The sequence below is a fragment of the Chryseobacterium taichungense genome (genome assembly GCF_900109935.1).
Classification (GTDB): Bacteria; Bacteroidota; Bacteroidia; order Flavobacteriales; family Weeksellaceae; genus Chryseobacterium; species Chryseobacterium taichungense.
Map to the genome: position 1 here is coordinate 28,402 of NZ_FOBV01000003.1, position 18,342 is coordinate 46,743.

Annotated in this window: 18 protein-coding genes; 9 read left to right on the forward strand and 9 right to left on the reverse strand. The window is 35.7% G+C overall.

Annotated features, from left to right (window positions below):
- Window positions 1-10 precede the first annotated feature (10 nt).
- The 3 genes from BMW64_RS20425 (at window position 11) to BMW64_RS06930 (ending at window position 4,785) form a co-directional block, all read left to right on the forward strand.
- Window positions 11-1,849 (forward strand): alpha-N-acetylglucosaminidase, encoded by a 1,839-nt coding sequence (locus tag BMW64_RS20425; RefSeq protein WP_228400895.1) that lies wholly within the window; start codon window positions 11-13, stop codon window positions 1,847-1,849.
- Window positions 1,836-2,945 (forward strand): acyltransferase family protein, encoded by a 1,110-nt coding sequence (locus tag BMW64_RS06920; protein WP_089999308.1) that lies wholly within the window; start codon window positions 1,836-1,838, stop codon window positions 2,943-2,945. Before BMW64_RS20425 ends, BMW64_RS06920 begins: the two co-directional genes overlap by 14 nt.
- A gap of 532 nt (window positions 2,946-3,477) precedes the next feature.
- The gene (locus BMW64_RS06930) at window positions 3,478-4,785 is read left to right on the forward strand and encodes a DEAD/DEAH box helicase (protein WP_089999310.1); all 1,308 of its coding nucleotides are present in this window, start codon (window positions 3,478-3,480) and stop codon (window positions 4,783-4,785) included.
- 77 nt (window positions 4,786-4,862) lie between these two features.
- On the opposite strand, the gene BMW64_RS06935 is transcribed toward BMW64_RS06930, so the two are convergent.
- Window positions 4,863-5,756, reverse strand: a complete 894-nt coding sequence (locus tag BMW64_RS06935) for an SMP-30/gluconolactonase/LRE family protein (protein WP_089999311.1) — start codon at window positions 5,754-5,756, stop codon at window positions 4,863-4,865.
- A 211-nt stretch (window positions 5,757-5,967) separates the two neighbouring features.
- Here BMW64_RS06935 and ccoG point away from each other — a divergent pair, with 211 nt between their 5' ends.
- Complete coding sequence (ccoG, locus tag BMW64_RS06940; protein ID WP_089999694.1) at window positions 5,968-7,410, forward strand: cytochrome c oxidase accessory protein CcoG; 1,443 nt, start codon at window positions 5,968-5,970, stop codon at window positions 7,408-7,410.
- Window positions 7,411-7,414: 4 nt separating this feature from the next.
- Here ccoG and BMW64_RS06945 read toward each other — a convergent pair whose 3' ends face one another.
- Window positions 7,415-8,296, reverse strand: coding sequence for an AraC family transcriptional regulator (locus BMW64_RS06945; RefSeq protein WP_089999312.1), 882 nt, complete (start codon window positions 8,294-8,296; stop codon window positions 7,415-7,417).
- Between the two features lie 160 nt (window positions 8,297-8,456).
- Between BMW64_RS06945 and BMW64_RS06950 the strand changes: the two genes are divergently transcribed.
- Entirely contained in the window at window positions 8,457-8,801 is a 345-nt protein-coding gene (locus BMW64_RS06950) for a MerR family transcriptional regulator (protein WP_029294276.1), read from the forward strand.
- 128 nt (window positions 8,802-8,929) lie between these two features.
- The gene (locus BMW64_RS06955) at window positions 8,930-10,225 is read left to right on the forward strand and encodes a helix-hairpin-helix domain-containing protein (protein ID WP_089999313.1); all 1,296 of its coding nucleotides are present in this window, start codon (window positions 8,930-8,932) and stop codon (window positions 10,223-10,225) included.
- A gap of 64 nt (window positions 10,226-10,289) precedes the next feature.
- On the opposite strand, the gene rluF is transcribed toward BMW64_RS06955, so the two are convergent.
- The 6 genes from rluF to BMW64_RS06985 form a co-directional block, all read right to left on the reverse strand.
- Entirely contained in the window at window positions 10,290-11,012 is a 723-nt protein-coding gene (gene rluF / locus BMW64_RS06960) for a 23S rRNA pseudouridine(2604) synthase RluF (protein ID WP_089999314.1), read from the reverse strand.
- Window positions 11,012-11,584: a hypothetical protein gene (locus tag BMW64_RS06965; RefSeq protein WP_089999315.1), complete on the reverse strand. Its 573-nt coding sequence runs from the start codon at window positions 11,582-11,584 to the stop codon at window positions 11,012-11,014. The genes rluF and BMW64_RS06965 overlap by 1 nt, the downstream gene beginning before the upstream one ends.
- Window positions 11,581-12,279, reverse strand: a complete 699-nt coding sequence (gene truB / locus BMW64_RS06970) for a tRNA pseudouridine(55) synthase TruB (protein ID WP_089999316.1) — start codon at window positions 12,277-12,279, stop codon at window positions 11,581-11,583. Before truB ends, BMW64_RS06965 begins: the two co-directional genes overlap by 4 nt.
- A gap of 41 nt (window positions 12,280-12,320) precedes the next feature.
- The gene (locus tag BMW64_RS06975) at window positions 12,321-13,139 is read right to left on the reverse strand and encodes an undecaprenyl-diphosphate phosphatase (protein ID WP_089999317.1); all 819 of its coding nucleotides are present in this window, start codon (window positions 13,137-13,139) and stop codon (window positions 12,321-12,323) included.
- Window positions 13,140-13,215: 76 nt separating this feature from the next.
- Complete coding sequence (locus tag BMW64_RS06980; RefSeq protein ID WP_089999318.1) at window positions 13,216-13,515, reverse strand: DUF3098 domain-containing protein; 300 nt, start codon at window positions 13,513-13,515, stop codon at window positions 13,216-13,218.
- A 1-nt stretch (window position 13,516) separates the two neighbouring features.
- Window positions 13,517-14,416: a cell division protein FtsX gene (locus BMW64_RS06985; RefSeq protein ID WP_089999319.1), complete on the reverse strand. Its 900-nt coding sequence runs from the start codon at window positions 14,414-14,416 to the stop codon at window positions 13,517-13,519.
- Window positions 14,417-14,508: 92 nt separating this feature from the next.
- On the opposite strand from BMW64_RS06985, the gene rsmA reads away from it, so the two are divergent.
- Window positions 14,509-15,279 carry a 16S rRNA (adenine(1518)-N(6)/adenine(1519)-N(6))-dimethyltransferase RsmA gene (gene rsmA / locus BMW64_RS06990; RefSeq protein ID WP_089999320.1) on the forward strand — a complete coding sequence of 257 codons (771 nt, stop codon included), beginning with the start codon at window positions 14,509-14,511 and terminating at the stop codon, window positions 15,277-15,279.
- 293 nt (window positions 15,280-15,572) lie between these two features.
- Here rsmA and BMW64_RS06995 read toward each other — a convergent pair whose 3' ends face one another.
- A complete protein-coding gene (locus tag BMW64_RS06995; protein ID WP_089999321.1) occupies window positions 15,573-16,733 on the reverse strand; it encodes a THUMP domain-containing class I SAM-dependent RNA methyltransferase in 1,161 nt (386 codons plus the stop codon).
- 134 nt (window positions 16,734-16,867) lie between these two features.
- Between BMW64_RS06995 and BMW64_RS07000 the strand changes: the two genes are divergently transcribed.
- Window positions 16,868-17,596 carry a class I SAM-dependent DNA methyltransferase gene (locus BMW64_RS07000; RefSeq protein WP_089999322.1) on the forward strand — a complete coding sequence of 243 codons (729 nt, stop codon included), beginning with the start codon at window positions 16,868-16,870 and terminating at the stop codon, window positions 17,594-17,596.
- Window positions 17,590-18,321 (forward strand): ZIP family metal transporter, encoded by a 732-nt coding sequence (locus tag BMW64_RS07005; RefSeq protein WP_089999323.1) that lies wholly within the window; start codon window positions 17,590-17,592, stop codon window positions 18,319-18,321. The genes BMW64_RS07000 and BMW64_RS07005 overlap by 7 nt, the downstream gene beginning before the upstream one ends.
- Window positions 18,322-18,342 lie beyond the last annotated feature (21 nt).

Consider the following 18,342-nt stretch of genomic DNA (forward strand, 5'->3'; position numbering starts at 1 on the left):
CCGTTTCTTTCTGAATTACTGCACATTCGGTTACACGATGCCTTGGTGGAAATGGAAAGACTGGGAACGCTTCATCGACTGGATGGCATTAAATGGCGTCAATCTTCCTCTTGCCATCACCGGACAGGAAAAAATATGGCTGAATGTTTGGAAGAAATTCGGGTTTTCGGAGGCTGAGATCAGAAATTACTACACCGGTCCGGCATATCTTCCCTGGCACAGAATGGCCAATATTGATCACTGGGAAGGTCCATTGCCGATGTCATGGATTGATGGACAGGCTGAACTGCAACAAAAGATCCTGAAAAGAGAGCGTGAACTGAATATGAAACCGGTGTTGCCTGCTTTTGCAGGACATGTTCCAAAGATTCTTAAAGATAAATTTCCGAATGCAAAGATTACCTCATTGGGAGAATGGGGAGATTTTGACCGGAAATACGAAAGCTATTTTCTCGATTCCTTTGATCCGCTTTTTGAAAAAATTCAGGAAGAATTTCTTAACGAACAGACTCAATTATTCGGAACTGATCATATTTATGGAACTGATCCTTTCAATGAAGTGACACCACCCAGCTGGGAACCAAAAGATTTAGCAAACGTATCCGGACATATTTACCAATCAATGGCGAAAGTAGATGAAAAAGCACAATGGCTGCAGATGGGATGGATATTTTATTTTCAGAAAGATAAATGGACCAACGACAGAATAAAGGCATTTTTACAGGCAGTTCCACAAGATAAAATGATTCTTCTGGATTATTATTGTGATAAAACTGAAATATGGAAAACAACCGATTCCTTTTTCGGTCAGCCTTACATCTGGTGTTACCTCGGAAATTTCGGGGGAAATACTTCTATTAAAGGAAATCTGGTTGAAATTGATAAAAGAATTGAAAATACCTATCAAAACGGAGGCAAAAACCTCTGGGGACTAGGCGCTACACTAGAAGGCTTTGGCAATAATCCGATGATGTATGAATTTGTTTTAAATAAAGCCTGGACGCATTCAAAATCAAAAGAAGATTTTATTTCTCACTACGCTTTGGCCAGATCAGGGAATACAGATCCTAAAATATCCGAAGCCTGGAAGATTTTATCCGAAAAAATTTATACCGAATCCGCAGATTTAGGAAATGCTGATCTCACCAATTCCAAACCGGTTTTTGAAAAAGCAGGCAGTTGGACGACCAATTTTACCATTCATTACAGCAATAAAGATCTGCTGCAGGCCTGGAAATTACTGATTGACAGCAAGTCAGACATTGATAATTATAAGGATGATCTGGCAGTTGTGGGAAAACAGGTTCTGGGAAATTATTTTCCGGTGTTGAGAGATGCTTTCACACAAGCATATCGTCAGAAAGATATTACCGGAATGAAAAATTCAGGAAAAAAAATGCTGGATCTTATTAATGATATAGACCTGTTGCTATCTGCCAACAAGAATTTTCTGGTTGGAAAATGGATTAATGACGCGAAAGCGATGACGGATATTCCCGGCCAAAAGGCCTATTACGAAAAGGATGCAAGGAAAATCATTACCGTCTGGGGAGAAAAAGGGAAAGGATTGAATGACTACGGCAACCGTTCTATTGCCGGACTTATGAAAGATTATTACGGTGAAAGATGGCGAATCTTTATTGAGGCTTCAATCAAAAGTGTTGAACAGGAAATTCCTGTCGATGAAAAAGAAATCCTGAAAAAAGTAGACGATTTCTCCTGGGAATGGAGCGAAAAACAAAATATTTATCCGGATCAGCCTCATGGTGACGCGAAAAAGATCAGCAGGTTATTATACCAGAAATACGCACCTTTAATTTTAAATACCAAAATAGATGGAAAAAAGTAAACGTTCTCTTTCACTTGATATTTTCCGTGGAATGACCGTATGTTTTATGATTATCGTCAATACGTCAGGAAACTGGGCAACCACTTACGCACCGCTTCTGCACGCTAATTGGAACGGATTCACACCCACCGATCTGGTTTTTCCGTCATTCCTTTTTGCGGTGGGAAACTCGATGAGTTTTGCGATGGATAAATGGAAAATGATGCCCCAGCGTGAAGTGCTGTACAAAATTTTTAAGAGAACTCTCATTATTTTCCTTTTAGGATTTCTGATGTATTGGTTTCCTTTCTATAAATTGGATGCAAATTTCAACAAGCTGCCTTTTCCCTTCTCGGAAACAAGAGTTTTCGGGGTTTTGCAGCGTATCGCTATTTGCTATGGAATCGCTTCCCTCTTGTTATATTATTGTAAACCAAAAATTTCCTTATATATTAGTGCCGGAATTCTGATTATTTACTGGGTCATTTTTGCATTTTATGGCCCGTATGACATTCATCAAAATCCTGTTCTTGATCTGGATTTAAGAATTTTCGGAGAAAATCATCTGTACAAAGGTGAAGGATTTGCATTTGATCCCGAAGGTCTGTTAAGTACCTTTCCTGCATTGGTGAATGTTTTTGCAGGATACTTTACCGGAAAATATATCCGGGAAAAAGGATTTAATTATGAAATGCTTTCCAAATTGTTCTTAACAGGTTTTGTTCTTCTGGCAGCAGGATTTATGTGGAATTATGGATTTCCGATCAACAAGAAGATTTGGTCCAGTTCATATGTGCTGCTAACTGTTGGTTTGGACTTAATGATTCTGGGAATAATTATCTATTATTCTGATTTTCTTAAAGAATCAAATGGCGTTTATTTCTTTGAAGTTTTCGGGAAAAATACGTTAGCTATCTATCTATTCTCAGAAATACTTCCTATCATCATGTACCATATTCCGATTGGTAAAATTAACAGTTACTCATGGATTTATCAGCACATTTTTGCAAAATTCGGCGATTATTCCGGGGCATTTTTATTTGCTTTTTCTGTGATGATGATTTGCTGGGCCGTAGGATACTGGCTCGACCGAAAAAGAATTTATATTAAAATTTAGAGTCTATGGCTGTTTAAACTTTTATATAACCGCAAAAGTTGCAAAAGACGAGCTCAACGTTTATTTAAAGTTGATAATTACAAATGAAAAAAGGCTACAATAGCTTAAAAAAAATCTTCGATTTTTATTCTTTTGAAAACTTTAAATATACTAATCATTTCATTGTGATTATCTTTTGCAACTTTGCGGTTAATTCCGAAATTAGTTCAAACAAGTTTTAGAATGATATTAAAAGAATCAGACTGTCAATACAACTGTCTGATGTTGTTTTTCGTAAAATTTTGACGAAGACAGCTAAAATTTTGGCCAGATCATCTAAAATTTTAACCGAAAAACCTAAAACTTTAGCCAAAAGACCTAAAATTTTAACCATAAGACCTAAACGGAACGTAAAAGGACTTAAACGGATCATCATTGAACCTAAACATTTAAGGTGAAGTATCAAACAGAATTAACGCTGAACTTATTAATGTTTAAATTTCAAAACAAACCATCCAACAGCAACCAACACCAAATTCCTTACCTTTGCAGCATGGAATTAGAATCGATTTACCAAAAACTGCAGATTCAGCAGATGAATCAGATGCAGAAATCTACCTATAAAGCTACTGAAAATAACCAGGACGTTGTGTTGCTCTCTCCTACCGGCTCAGGAAAAACATTGGCTTTTCTGTTTCCCGTTCTACGAAATCTAAAGAAAAATACATCAGGAATTCAGACTTTGATTTTGGTTCCGGCAAGGGAACTGGCGCTACAGATCGAGCAGGTTTTCAAGGCGATGGGAACAGATTTTAAAGTTTCTGTATGCTATGGTGGTCATGATAAAAAGATTGAAGTTAATAATTTAATTGAAGCTCCGGCGATTTTGATAGGAACTCCGGGAAGGGTTGTTTATCATTTAAGAAACAATAATTTTGATCCGAAAACAATTCAGACATTGGTGTTGGATGAATTTGATAAAGCGCTGGAATTAGGTTTTCATGAAGACATGGAATTTATTTCCAATTCTTTGAAAGGCCTTTCACAAAGGATTTTAACGTCTGCAACAGCAATGGACGAAATTCCAGCCTTTACCGGACTGAAAAATGAGAAGATTATTGATTTTCTAAAACTGGGTGATGCAAAACCAGATATTCAATTCAAAAAGGTGATGATAACACCAGAAGAAAAACTGGATACTTTATTCAATTTAATCTGTAAAATCGGAAATAAAAGGACTCTGATTTTCTGCAATCACCGTGAAGCTGTTGACCGTATTTCAGAGCTTCTCCGACAAAAAGGTATTGACAGGGAAACCTTTCACGGGGGTATGGAACAGGATGAAAGAGAACGTGCACTCTTAAAATTCAGAAATGATTCTGCAAGGATTTTAATTACGACTGATCTGGCTGCAAGAGGTTTAGATATCCCTGAAGTTGAGTCGATCGTGCATTATCAGCTGCCTCCGAAAGAAGATGCCTTCATTCATAGAAACGGCCGTACGGCAAGAATGAATGCCAAAGGTTTTGCTTATCTGATCATGACAGAAGATGAAAATTTCCCTTTCATCAAAAACAATACTCCCGAAGAAAGTGTTGCCGGATTTAATAAAGTTCCTGAAAAAACGCCTTTTCAGACCATTTATATCAGCGCCGGAAAAAAAGACAAAGTCAACAAAGTGGATATTGTAGGCTATCTGCTAAAAAAAGGAGAACTCCAGAAAGAAGATGTTGGCTTGATAGAAGTGAAAGATTCAACTTCTTATGTTGCCGTTTCAAGAAATAAAGTAAATGCCCTTTTAAGAAAGCTTGCCAATGAAAAACTCAAAGGCAAAAAAGTGAAAATGGAAGTGGCTTATTGAGGTTGAGGTTGAGGCTAAGGTAAAGTGTTATCCTAATTTTATTGAATTTTACTTTTAACCTTAGCCTCAGCCTTTTCCTATTTTACACCCTTCACTTTTGTCGGTAAGGTATACACAGATTTGCTGGCCGTTATAAACAATACATTATTGTCTTTTCCGCCAAATGTGATATTCCCCGTCCAATCCTCATCAATAGGGATATGGTAGATTTTTTTTCCTTCGTGATTAAAAACATGTACGCCTTTTCCTGTAAGATACACATTTCCGTGTTTGTCAATAGTCATTCCATCTGAACCCATTTCGCAGAACAGCTTTTTCTCAGACAATTTTCCCTCTCCCAATATATCATAAACATATGTTTTTCCGGCATCGATATCAGAAACGTACAGTTTTTTAAACTTTTCACTTCCAATAATTCCATTCGGTTGTGTAAAAGTCTCAATTTTTGTAACATTCCCATCTTTGCTTCTGTAATAAAGGCTTTTATGAGGAAGTTCCTGTTTAAAATCAACCCAATAATCTCTTTCGTATAACGGATCTGTAAAATACATTCCGCCAAATTGATCATTCCAGATATCGTTTGGGCCGTTCAATCTTTTTCCTTCAAAACCTTTCAGCAAAACCTGAACTTTTTTGTCTTTAGAAATTTTCCAGATTTCGCCATTGTTATCAGAGCAGGTGATCAGATTATCATCTTTATCAAAATGCGTCCCGTTGGCTCTGCCGGTATGATCTAAAAACTCTACAATTTTATTTGTTTTCCAGTCCCAGTAATAAATTTTGTCATTGGGCTGATCTGTGAAATAAACATTTCCTTCCTTGTCCGAAGAAGGACCTTCCGTAAATTTGAACTGATCCGAAATTTTTTCCGGTTTTACGTCTTCATAAAACATATTATTAGTATTTACTGATTTGCAGTTTAGTAATACTAAAACCAAACCAACCGGAGCAAGCCGCAGGATATTTTTCATACAACATTAAATTTTAAGCGCACAATTTACGATTTGTTGACGCAGATTCAAAGATTATTTTCTCATTTCTAAACAATAACAACAATTCTGAAAATGTCCGAATAATCCTATTTAAAGAGCAGATCATATTAGGAAAGAAAAGCATTATTAATGAGCTTTGCAGAACCGGAATACGTATTTGATTTCGGGTTTAAAAATCAACATTAAAACGATGAATACACAATCCAACAGCTTTCAGGCACTGGAAAAAAATGATGAGAATTTCAGAAACTCAGTTGGCACGATGGATGAAACCGGAAAGAGAAAATGGGTATATCCGAGAAAGCCTAAAGGGAAATTTACCAATTATAGAAACTACACAAGCTTTTTTCTGCTTGCCCTTTTCTTTGTTTTGCCATTCGTGAAAATCAATCACAATCCTTTTTTGTTGTTGAATGTGATTGACCGGAAATTTTTCATCTTCGGGCAGCCATTTTATCTCCAGGACTTTTTTATTCTTGCTTTAGGGGCTGTGACTTCAGTCATTTTTGTCATGTTATTTACAGTAGTTTTCGGAAGGATTTTCTGTGGCTGGCTTTGTCCGCAAACCATCTTCATGGAAAGTGTTTTCAGAAAAATAGAATATCTCATTGAAGGCGACCGGAACAAACAGATAAAACTCGACCGTCAGGAATGGAATTCCGAAAAAATTAGGAAAAGGTTGTTAAAATGGTCTGTTTTCGTATTAATTTCTGTTGTTATTACCAACTTTATGTTTATGTATATCGTTGGTTATGAAGAGGTTTTCAGGATCATTTCTCAGGGACCCGCAGAAAATCCTTTCAAATTTATTGCAATGGTTGCTTTTACCTTAATTTTTTATTTTGTTTTCACATGGCTTCGTGAGCAGGTTTGTACCTTGGTTTGCCCGTACGGAAGGCTGCAGGGCGTACTAATCGACAAAAACACCATTAATGTATATTACGATTTCAAGAGAGGTGAAAATCGTTCAAAATGGAGAAATAATGAGGACCGAAAAACTGCAGGAAAGGGAGATTGCATCGACTGTAACCAATGCGTCATTGTCTGCCCTACAGGAATCGATATCCGAAACGGACAACAACTGGAATGCGTCAATTGCACCGCATGTATCGATGCCTGTGATCAAGTAATGGAGAAAGTAGGTCTTCCGAAAGGACTTATCCGGTATGCCACAGAGGCTGAAATCGAAAATCAGGAAAAATTCACATTTACTTCCAGAATGAAAGCAACAGCTATTTTCTTGTTTTTACTGATCGGATTTTTAGGTTTTCTGATGTATGACAGAGGTTCAATGGAAGCCAAATTTATCAAACCGGCAGGATCAACATTTTTCGTTAAAAACGGAAAAATAACGAATACTTTTATCTATACCCTTTTAAATAAATCTAATGAAAACAAAACATTAACCATAAAAGTTTTAAATCCTGAAAATGCAGAGATACAGTACTTTGGTAATGAAAAGATTATATTAAAAGGAGATCAGATCTTAAAAGGAAATATCAATATTTCATTCCCTGAAAAAGAGATAAAATTTTCGAAGCAGAATATGACGATCGGAGTTTTTGATGAAAAAGGAAATCTTGTTGATTCTTTCGATACTATTTTTGAAGGGCCTTTCCAGCTGGTATTGTAATTCTTTATGACTTATATATTTTAATAAACTGCGTCGGAGTCATTCCGGAAGATTTTCTAAAAACCCTTACAAAATAAGAATATTCTTCATATCCAAGACGGAAAGCGATTTCTACAAGACTTTCATCAAGGTAGATCAGCATTCTTTTGGCTTCCAGGATTACTCTCTCGGTAATAAGATCTGTCGCCGTTTTCTGAACAACAGTTTGAATAATCCTGTTTAAATGCTTTGGGGAAATATTCATAGCGGATGCGTAAAATGCAACAGATTTTTCTGTGGTAAAATTTTCCTCCAGCAAATCTTCAAAATCCTGATAATGCTTAAAATAAGAAAGTCCTGCAGAAGAGGAAAGATGGTCAAAATCTTTTGAAAACAACCTTGTAGAATGAATAAAAATCTGTGATAACAATGATAATATCAACCCATTTTTCATCAGGTTTTGCGAATGATATTCATTTTCGAGATGATGAATAATCGAAATAAACTCTTGTAAATGCTCATCCTCAAGCTGAACTTTTCTGGGAAAATGCACCGATCCGAAGAAAGGAAAACTTCTGAGCTTCTGATTCACATAATGCATCTCATAAAAATCCTGAGAGCAAAAGAAGATATACCCGTCGATATCGGAAGAAAGCTCCCAGCTGTGGATCTGTCCGGGAGACATAAAAAACAAACTTCCCGGAGAAACATCATATCTTTGGAAATCTATTTCGTGAATACCTTTTCCCTGTGTAAAAAGAATAGTAGCATAAAAATCGTGGCGGTGAGGTTTTTCCAGATGCCGGTGACCGACGATCAGATGCTTTTTCAGAGTACTGAAATAAAAATCAGAGGTATTTCTGCCTCCCTGAAACAAATCAATATTGAGTACCGAAATAGAATTCACGCTGGTTTTAATTTAGTCCAAAAATACTGAAAACAACAATAATGCTATCAGGTCTGAAAATGAATTTTTACCGTAATAACACGTAAAGATCAACTTTTAAGTCACAGTATTGCTGAAGAAAATTAAAAAATTTTTATCTTTGAAAATTACGATTCCAAAAATGAAGATAAATTTACCAGATAAGCTGTATTATTCCATAGGAGAAGTTGCGAAAGCATTTGATGTAAACACTTCATTAATACGCTATTGGGAACAGGAATTCCCTATCATTAAGCCTAAAAAAAACAAAAAAGGCAACCGTTATTTCACACCGGAAGACATCAAAAACCTTCAGATTATCTATCATTTGGTAAAAGAAAAAGGCTACACGCTCGACGGAGCCAAAATTGCGCTTACGACAAACAGCAAAATCTCAGAAACCATTACGCTGATCGACAGACTTGAATTTGTAAAAGCGGAATTATTGAAACTTAAAGATTCTCTTGTTGAAAAGGACAGCGAGTAAGTAAAATTTTAAGATTATTCTTTACATCAATTTATTTTTTCAACCATTTATCTGAAGTTATATATTGAAATTCACCATTTGTAACTTACTCATTGCTAATAACTGAAAGAATTATTAAGTTTACGGCAATGAAAAAAAGTTATTACCAAAGGCTGGCAGGTATTGGAATGCTACTCATCATCTTATTTGCTTTTCAAAAATACAGAAGCAAGGAGAAAGAAGATTTTTCTGATGTGCATTTTATCACCAACAATTCCAAGGCATTACAATTAGCAGAATTCGATCCCAACGAGCTGGATGAAAAACAATGGCAGAATTTAGGCTTTACCGAAAGACAGATTGCCACGATTCTTAATTATAAGAAAGTAGTTGGAGGAAAATTTTTATCCAAAGAACAATTCAAAAAATGCTTTGCCATTTCCGGTGAAAAGTTCTCAGAACTGGAACCATATATTCTTTTACCGGAAAATAGTCTTGAAGCAAAATTCACTCATTTCAAAAATTTCGAGAAAAAATCAATTACGGTTTTGGGTAAGTTTAATCCTGATCTTTATACAGCAAATGACTGGATAAAAATGGGATTTTCTGAGCGGCAGGCGGAAGCCATCATAAAATATAAAAGCTATCTGGGAGGCAGTTTTGTAAGCAAGGAAAAATTCAAAGAATGTTTTATCATCAGTGAAGAAAACTTTGAAAAGATCAATCCATATCTGATCTTACCTGAAAAGACATCGGCGAATTATAACAAGTATGTTAAAAACTTAAATTCCACCAAAATCCAATATCACGCTTTTGATCCGAATACATTGACCCTTGAAGAATGGAAATCTTTTGGCTTTTCCGATAAACAGGCACAAACTATTGTCAATTACCGCGATAGAAATTTAAGAGGAAGCTTTAAAAGCATAGAAGACATTCAAAAATGTTTTGTGATTTCCACTGAAAAATTTGAGGAAATGAAACCTTTTATCAGATTAAATCCGGCAACCATGGCAAATAACGGAACCTCAAAAAGCGAAACTAAGCAACAGGAAAAAACGGATTTTTCAAAAATTGATTTAAATGCAATTACTTTTAAACAGCTTTTAGAATTTGGGTTTGATGAAAAAGCGGCCGGTTCTATGCTTGGTTTCAGGAAAAAATTAGGAGGATTCGTCAATAAAGAACAGATTTTAACTACGTATAATATTGATCCTGAATTAACGAAAAAACTGCTTTCCATAGCACAACTAAACACTTCAAATGTTCCTAAGTATACCTTGTTGGATGCCCCGGAAGAATGGCTGAAAAATCATCCGTACTTCAAATATTCTGCAGATAAAATTATCTTTTACAGACTTACCGAAAAAGACGAAAAGAAAATCTGGAAACTATTGAAAACAAAGCCCGAATATGAAGCGAGAATGAAGCTGTACCTTAAATAATAAAATGATCTATTGAAATAATAAAATAATCTATTGAAATAATGATGATAACAATTACTGTAAATTAATCAAAAGTTTTGCTGGAATCTTCTACAAGTTTTTGTAAGGTAGAAAGCTCATCGTCAGTAAGGTCTCTCCATTTTCCGATCGGCAGATCCAGTTTGATATTTAAAACCCTGATGCGTTTAAGCTTTTTTACTTCGTAGCCAAGATACTCACACATTCTGCGGATCTGCCGGTTTAATCCTTGTGTCAAAACGATCCGGAAATTCATTTCATCAATTTTTTCTACTTCACACTTTTTGGTGACAGTATCTAAAATCGGCACTCCGTTTCGCATTTTATCGAGGAATTTTGGGGTAATAGGTTTATCAACTCGTACAATATATTCTTTGCCGTGATTATTCCTCGACCGTAGAATTTTATTCACAATATCACCGTCACTGGTCAGTAAAATCAGTCCTTCACTTGGCTTATCCAAACGTCCTATAGGAAAAATCCTTTTCGGATGGTTAATGTAATCGATGATATTATTTTGTTCCCGTTTGGTGTCCGTTGTACAAACGATCCCGACAGGCTTATTAAATGCGATATAAACATGATCTTCTTCCGGCTCACGGATGGGTTTACCGTCGACCTCAATCACATCTTCATCGGAAACTTTAGTTCCCATTTCGGGAATTTTTCCATTGATCTTAATTCTACCCTCCTCCAAAAGTTTGTCTGCCGCTCTTCTTGAGCAGTAGCCAACTTCTGACAGATATTTGTTGATACGTGTTTTTTCCATTAGTCTTCTCCGTAGCCTGTATAATTTTTATTGCTGAAAATGGTCACTCCATAGCTCACTCCAACGAAAAACGGATTGGAATTTCCCAGTTTATGACCTTCCAGAAAGATCCCTCCTTCCTGGCTGAGTCTTTTGGAATAGGAAACCTGTATTCCCAGTCTCCCACCCCAGAATTCAGCATCGGAAACGACTGCATTGTTTAGCTGTTTACCATAATTTAATTCGATATAGAAAGGTCGGTCACCCGGATCAAAAATAAATTTAGGCTGTACCATTAGGTAGATCAGATGATAATTATCCTGAATAAAACTATATCTGAATCCTGCTCCTAAGGCAAAGTTAGGAAGAAAATTATAACCGCCAATGGCTGTTATACCGTATGTGAATTTCCTTGGAGGCTCGGAATTGATGTATTGTGTATTGTTGGGAATTTCTTTTTCTTTATTTAATTTAAATCCAAGATTCAGTGACGGATTAAAATAAAATCCCATCGTCTTGGAAGCTTTGATTTCCTGGGAAAAAACTAAAGAGAAAGAAACTAAAGTCAAGAGCAAAAGTAATTTTTTTTTCATGGTTTATTAAATTTAAAATCGTTATCCAAAAAATCAGATGTTGCATCTTCGATTTTATATTCTCCGATTTTTGTTCTCCTCAATTGCGTAAGATATGCTCCAACTCCAAGTTCCTGGCCGACATCATGAGCGAGGCTTCTGATATAAGTTCCTTTTGAACATCCTACTGTAAAACTTACCAACGGAAGATTGATGGTAATATCATTTATATAAAAAATGGTTGTTTTCCTAGATTTCATTTCAACCTCGGCTCCTGCCCTGGCTAGATCGTAAGCTCTTTTTCCATCAATTTTTATGGCAGAAAATACCGGTGGCGTTTGATCAATTTCACCAATAAATTTTAACAAAGTATCTCTGATCTGATCTTCTGTAACATGCGAAATATCCTGATGAAGAATTTCAGGTTTTTCTGTGTCGTAAGATTCGGTTTGAACTCCAATTTTTATTTCTGTCCAGTATTCTTTCGGGGCATCCTGAATTTCAGGAATTTTTTTCGTGAATTTTCCACAGCAGATAATCAGGAGTCCGGTTGCTCTTGGATCTAAAGTTCCGGCATGACCGATTTTGAATTTTTTAGGAAGGTCAAACTCTTTTTTGAGTTTGTATTTCATTTTATTAACCGCCTGAAAAGATGTCCAATCCAAAGGTTTGTCCAGTAAAAATATATGTCCTGATTGTAAGTCTTCAGCAGTCATTTTATATATAGGTAATGGGTAATAAGTAATGAGTAATTGATTTATTTAAAGAAATAAAAATAAATCAGCAGAGCTACACCGACGAAAATACGGTACCAGCCCCAAGGTTTGAAACCATATTTATTTAAAACTCCGATGAAAGCTTTAATGGCAATTAATGCAACAATAAAAGCAACTATATTTCCTACAATAAAAATAGTAATATGATCCTGTGAAGCCATAATCATCTCATAGCCTTTTTGCGGATTTGCCGTTTCCTTGCCCCATGTTTTTACAAAAACGGAATAAACCGTAACGGCCAGCATCGTTGGAACTGCGAGAAAGAAAGAAAACTCTGCTGCAGCTTTTCTCGTTAATCCCTGGGTCATTCCACCAATAATGGATGCTGCACTTCTGCTGGTTCCCGGCATCATTGCTAAACATTGCCAAAAACCGATCGTAACGGCCTTCTTTATCGTGATTCCTTTTTCATCGTCAATTTTCGGATTTTTAAACCAATCGTCAGCAAACAATAACACCACACCACCCAGCACCAAAACTGAAGAAATTGCAATCTGATTGCCAAGAATAGCTTCAATTTTATCATCAAAAAGATATCCCAATACCAACGCTGGAATTACTGCAAAAGCAAGTTTGAAATAAAACTGTAAATTTTTAAGATCAAAAAACTTCTTCCAGTATGCCACTACAACAGAAAGAATCGCCCCAAACTGAATGGAAACCTGAAACATTTTTAAAAATTCGTCTTCCGGTAGCCCCATCAGGCTTGCTGTAAATCCCATGTGCGCGGTTGAGGAAATTGGAAGATATTCTGTTAATCCCTCAATAATAGCAATGATTATTGCTTTGATTAAATCCATAAAAATTTTGTATTTATCAAAAAAAACTTTGTCAAAGTTCAGAACCCTGACAAAGTTTTTACTGCGTAAAGTATATTTATTTTCTTTTCAAGATCGCGTAAACTTCGATCACAAAACCGATTACAACGAATAAAGGTGCAATTCTGATTCTACGAATGGAAAAAATATCTTCATTCCAGGAATTCGGATCAAATTTTCCGTCTACGGTGTTGGCGTCGTGTCCCATCATCAGTAGAAATCCTACTACGATAAATGCAAGACCGATAAGCATCCACTTGAAGTTCTGCTTTCCGAAATAGAATGTATTTTCCTGCGGTGTTTCGGTAATTTCTTTTCCAAAACTGTCTGCGGAAAATTTATTTGTTTTTTTGCTCATTTTAAGAATAATATAAATCGTCTACGTTTGATCTTAAGAATCTCCAGGTGGCAACCACCGTACTCAAGACCGTAATAAAAATCCCTACTCCAAATACCAGCAATACCAGCCAGAAATATTGGTTGTTGTCCTGTACAAAGGCCGAGCCTATCTGACTCGTAAAGTAATACCAGAGTCCGAACAATGCCAAAAGTCCTATTAAAGAACCTATCGCACCTAACACGACAGCTTCGATAATGAAAGGCTTAAGAATAAATCTTCTTTTTGCCCCTACCAGCTGCATGGTTTTAATGATAAATCTTTTAGAGAATATTTTCAGACGGATCGAGTTGTTGATCAATACGACCGCCAGTATTAAAAACAGTATGGAAAACCCTAAAATCCATTTAAGAATTCTGCTAAGATTATTGTAAACATCTACCATCAAAGTGCTGTCGTTTTTCACTTCGGCGATTCCCGGAACAGCCTTGATGACCTTTAATGCCTGATCAATTTTGGCAGGATCAACATATTCCGGCTTGAGGGCAATTTCTATAGATGAAGGAAAAATATTTTCTTCGAAAAGTGCGTCGGTATCGATTCCCATGCTTTTTTTAGCTTCCTGAGACGCCATTTCTCTGCTAATGTAGGTTGCCTTTTTCACGGGAGCCAATGTCTGAATTTCCTTAAAAACTTCAGCCTCCATTTTTGCAATTTTAGCAGAATCTTTAGCATTATAATTTTCAGCGAAATAAGCATTTACTACGAGCTGTTCTTTGATATAATCGGAATATTTCTGGGCATTGATTAAAATAAGTCCCATTAATCCCAACAAAAATAACACTAAGGCAATACTTATCACAACTGTAATATTGCTAGACCTAAGCCTTTTCTTATTAAATTCATCTACAGATTTAGCCATTAATATTAAAATTTTTGGCTAAAATAGAAAAAATCTTCCGAAATTTGGGAACGAAAAAGAGAAAATCACTGTTAATAAAATCATAAAAAACATTGAGTGTAAAAGCAAAAAAGCATCTTGGTCAGCACTTTCTGACGGATGAAAACATCGCAAGAAAAATCGTAGAAGGCCTGAGTTTTGAAGGCTACAAAAACGTCATGGAAGTAGGGCCTGGAATGGGTGTTCTCACCAAATATCTGCTGGAAAAAGATCAGAAAATTTACCTCGCGGAAATTGATAATGAATCTATTGAATATCTTAAAAATAACTATTCAAAAGTAAGCGAAGAAACATTTGTCGGTGATTTTCTGAAGCAGGATTTTCAGTTCACAAACGGGGAGCAGATTGCCATCATCGGTAATTTTCCCTACAATATTTCATCACAGATTTTGTTTCAGATCATTGATCATTATGAGCTGATTCCTGAAATGGTCGGTATGTTCCAGAAAGAAGTTGCTGAAAGAACAGCAGCCGTTCCGCGAACAAAGGACTACGGAATCCTTTCTGTTTTGATTCAGGCCTATTACGATACGTCGTATCTCTTTACGGTTCATGAAAATGTGTTCAATCCGCCACCAAAAGTAAAATCAGGCGTCATCAGAATAACACGAAATCCGAAAGAAGGGCTGGCAGGAAATGAAGTTTTGTTTAAACAGATCGTAAAAGCTGGATTTAACCAGAGAAGAAAAAAACTTTCGAATGCCCTTAAAGTCCTCAATATTCCCGAAGCTTTAAAAACCCACGAATTTATGGATAAAAGAGCTGAAGAGTTAAGTGTGGCAGATTTTATTACTTTCACGCAACTCTGGAAAAACAATCAATAACAAAAGCCTGTTTAAATTTATAATGTATTTTAACATTAAGGAATTAAGAAGCACCTTAGCTTAAAAAACTTAATAAAAATCAATTTATTGATTCCTTAACTTGAATAAAGTCTAACTTACTAAAATCCTTAATGTTAAATCAAAGAATAAACAAAGTTTATTTAGTTTAGAAAATTAGAAAGAACTATAAAATTTATTTAGTGAAATTTAAATAGACCCTAAGTTTAATTTATGCTATAAAAAAAACCTCCAGAAAATCGATATTCCTGGAGGTTTTATAATTTAAAAGTAAATTAATTTTCTAATTTATGAACTTTTTTAGTTCCTTCATACATTTCGTACTGCAGGAATCTTGTTTCCAGCTTTCCGTTGAAAAGTTTGATTTTTCTGGAAGGGCGCAATCCTATTTTCTTTACCGCTTCAAGATCCGATGAGATCAGCCATGCCAACGTATTAGGATAATTTGTCTTGAAAGTATCTCCGATTTTCTTGTAAAAATCATCATCATTAATCGAAATTCTCTCGTCATAAGGCGGATTGAAAACCATTAACAACGGGAAAAGCTCTTTTTTGGAATCAAAGAAATTCTGTTTTTTAACTTCAATCACATCTTCCATTTCTGCAGCTTCAATATTGATTCTCGCTGCGTTGAGCATTCTGGCATCTATATCATAACCGACAATCTTACCGGTAAACTCTTTAATCCTGTTGATTCTGAATTCTTTTATTTTTGCAAACAGTTCGGCGTCATAGTTTTTCCAGTTCTGGAAAGCAAATCTTTTTCTGAAAATCTGTGCCGGAAGGTCCATCGCAATCATGGCCGCTTCGATCAACAATGTTCCGGAACCGCACATAGGATCCAGGAAATTGCCTTTTCCATCCCAGCCGGCCAGCTGAAGCATTCCGCTTGCCAGCACTTCATTAATAGGTGCTTCTCCCTGTTCTCTTCTGTATCCTCTTTTAAACAAAGCATCACCGGAAGAATCAAGAGAAATCGTGATGAGCTCACGGTCAATATGAAGGTGGAATTTAATATCCGGATTTCTGGTTTCAACATTCGGACGTCTTTTGAATTTTTCCTGAAAATAATCAACAATGGCGTCTTTCATCTTTAGGGTTACGAATTGAGAATGTTTAAAAGTCTCTGAATTTACCGTAGCATCGATCGCAAATGACTGTTCAACATCCATAAATTCTTCCCAGTTGAATTTAAAAAGCCTGTCATAAAACTGATGCTGATTAAAAGCTTTAAATTCATGAACAGGTACCAGGATTTTCAGGGCCGTTCTCGCAGAATAATTGATTTTATATAAAAACCCTAAATCGCCTTCGCAATTAACAGCTCTGTTTTTAACTTCAACTTTTCTCCCTCCCAATTTTTTAATCTCTTCTGCCAGGATCTGTTCGAGGCCAAAGAAAGTTTTTATCTGAATCTGTATATTTTCTGTATCCATACGTAATTATTAAAGGTTTAAATATTTAAGAATTAAAAGATTAGGTATTACAATTATTGGCTTATTGAATATTTCGATCTTTCAATATTAAATACTTTTTCCTTTTACCGCACAAATTTAGTTATTTTTGCATTATGGAATGGTTTGAATCTTGGTTTGATACCCCTTATTATCATTTGCTTTACAACAACAGAGACTATACGGAAGCAGAAAATTTTATTATAAAACTTACAGCAGACCTTCAGTTGGCGCCAAATTCTAAGATCATTGACCTGGCCTGCGGAAAAGGCAGACACTCTGTTTTTCTCAATAAATTAGGATATGACGTTCTTGGATTGGATCTTTCCAGACAAAGTATAGAATTTGATAAACAGTTTGAGAATGAGACATTAGTTTTCAAAGTCCATGATATGAGGAATCCGATTGAAGCTGAACCTATGGATGCCGTTTTCAATCTTTTTACAAGTTTCGGATATTTTGATCAGGAAAGTGATGATAAGAAAGTTTTTAATTCAGTTTATAATGCTTTAAAACGCGGAGGATTTTTTGTTCTTGATTATCTGAATGAAGAATTTGTACGAGAAAATATAATTCCTGAATCTACGGTAATCAGAGGAGATATTGAGTTTAAAATTACTAAAAAGATAGAAGGGAGACATATCATCAAAGATATCAGATTCGAAGATAATGGTAAGCCTTATCATTTTTTTGAAAAAGTAAAGCTTCACACTTTAGAAGCCATTAATTCATATGCCGAAGAATGTGGATTTGAAAGAATTAAAATCTGGGGAGATTATCAGCTGAATGAATTTGATAAAGAAAGCTCGCCCCGTTGTATCAATTTATTTAAGAAGAAATGGTAACAGTTATTTTACTGATTTTAAGTGTTATTTCAGGAGTATTTCTCGGAAAGCATTTTGGTAAAAAAGAAAAGCTGGCGAAAAATCTATTGATTTTAAGTGCCGGATTTCTGATTACCATCTGTCTTAACGAAGTTTTTCCGCAAGTCTATACCGCAGAGCCCGGAAGCAGTCTGGGAATCTTCGTACTCATCGGAGTTCTGTTACAAATGGTTCTGGAAGCCCTTACAAAAGGCTTTGAACATGGACATTTCCATCATCACAGCGATCATAACATCCTTCCTTTAGCTTTAATGGTGGGACTTTTCATCCATGCTTTTATTGAAGGAATTCCTTTGGCAAATGAAGAGCATCAGCTTTCACCTTACCTTTGGGGAATTGTTTTTCATAATCTGCCGATTTCGTTTATTCTTGGAGCTTTTTTATTCAACAGGAAAGATGAGTCTAAGCGTACACCGTCTTACCCTTCTTTACTGATTGTTGCATTATTTGCTCTGGCTTCACCGATGGGAATGTTGTTGGGGAATTATTTTAATCCTGATTTGCAGCCTTATTTCCTGGCTATTGTAGGAGGCATATTCTTGCATATCTCTTCTGTTATTATATTTGAAAGCAATAAAAGTCACAATATTGACTGGGTAAAGATCGGACTTGTTATTCTTGGTGTTTCACTGGCGTTGATCATGCATTTGTTCCACGATCATTCTCATCTGGAGCATCATCATTAAAAACAAATTCATTACTCATAA

Coding starts and splice junctions, on each gene's coding strand:
- BMW64_RS06980 (WP_089999318.1), bottom strand. CDS start 13,515: ATGAGCAAAAAAACAAATAAATTTTCCGCAGACAGTTTTGGAAAAGAA.
- BMW64_RS06955 (WP_089999313.1), top strand. CDS start 8,930: ATGAAAAAAAGTTATTACCAAAGGCTGGCAGGTATTGGAATGCTACTC.
- BMW64_RS07005 (WP_089999323.1), top strand. CDS start 17,590: ATGGTAACAGTTATTTTACTGATTTTAAGTGTTATTTCAGGAGTATTT.
- BMW64_RS06920 (WP_089999308.1), top strand. CDS start 1,836: ATGGAAAAAAGTAAACGTTCTCTTTCACTTGATATTTTCCGTGGAATG.
- BMW64_RS07000 (WP_089999322.1), top strand. CDS start 16,868: ATGGAATGGTTTGAATCTTGGTTTGATACCCCTTATTATCATTTGCTT.
- truB (WP_089999316.1), bottom strand. CDS start 12,279: ATGACTGCTGAAGACTTACAATCAGGACATATATTTTTACTGGACAAA.
- ccoG (WP_089999694.1), top strand. CDS start 5,968: ATGAATACACAATCCAACAGCTTTCAGGCACTGGAAAAAAATGATGAG.
- BMW64_RS06930 (WP_089999310.1), top strand. CDS start 3,478: ATGGAATTAGAATCGATTTACCAAAAACTGCAGATTCAGCAGATGAAT.
- BMW64_RS06950 (WP_029294276.1), top strand. CDS start 8,457: ATGAAGATAAATTTACCAGATAAGCTGTATTATTCCATAGGAGAAGTT.
- BMW64_RS06975 (WP_089999317.1), bottom strand. CDS start 13,139: ATGGATTTAATCAAAGCAATAATCATTGCTATTATTGAGGGATTAACA.
- BMW64_RS06985 (WP_089999319.1), bottom strand. CDS start 14,416: ATGGCTAAATCTGTAGATGAATTTAATAAGAAAAGGCTTAGGTCTAGC.
- BMW64_RS06935 (WP_089999311.1), bottom strand. CDS start 5,756: ATGAAAAATATCCTGCGGCTTGCTCCGGTTGGTTTGGTTTTAGTATTA.
- BMW64_RS06965 (WP_089999315.1), bottom strand. CDS start 11,584: ATGAAAAAAAAATTACTTTTGCTCTTGACTTTAGTTTCTTTCTCTTTA.
- BMW64_RS06995 (WP_089999321.1), bottom strand. CDS start 16,733: ATGGATACAGAAAATATACAGATTCAGATAAAAACTTTCTTTGGCCTC.
- rluF (WP_089999314.1), bottom strand. CDS start 11,012: ATGGAAAAAACACGTATCAACAAATATCTGTCAGAAGTTGGCTACTGC.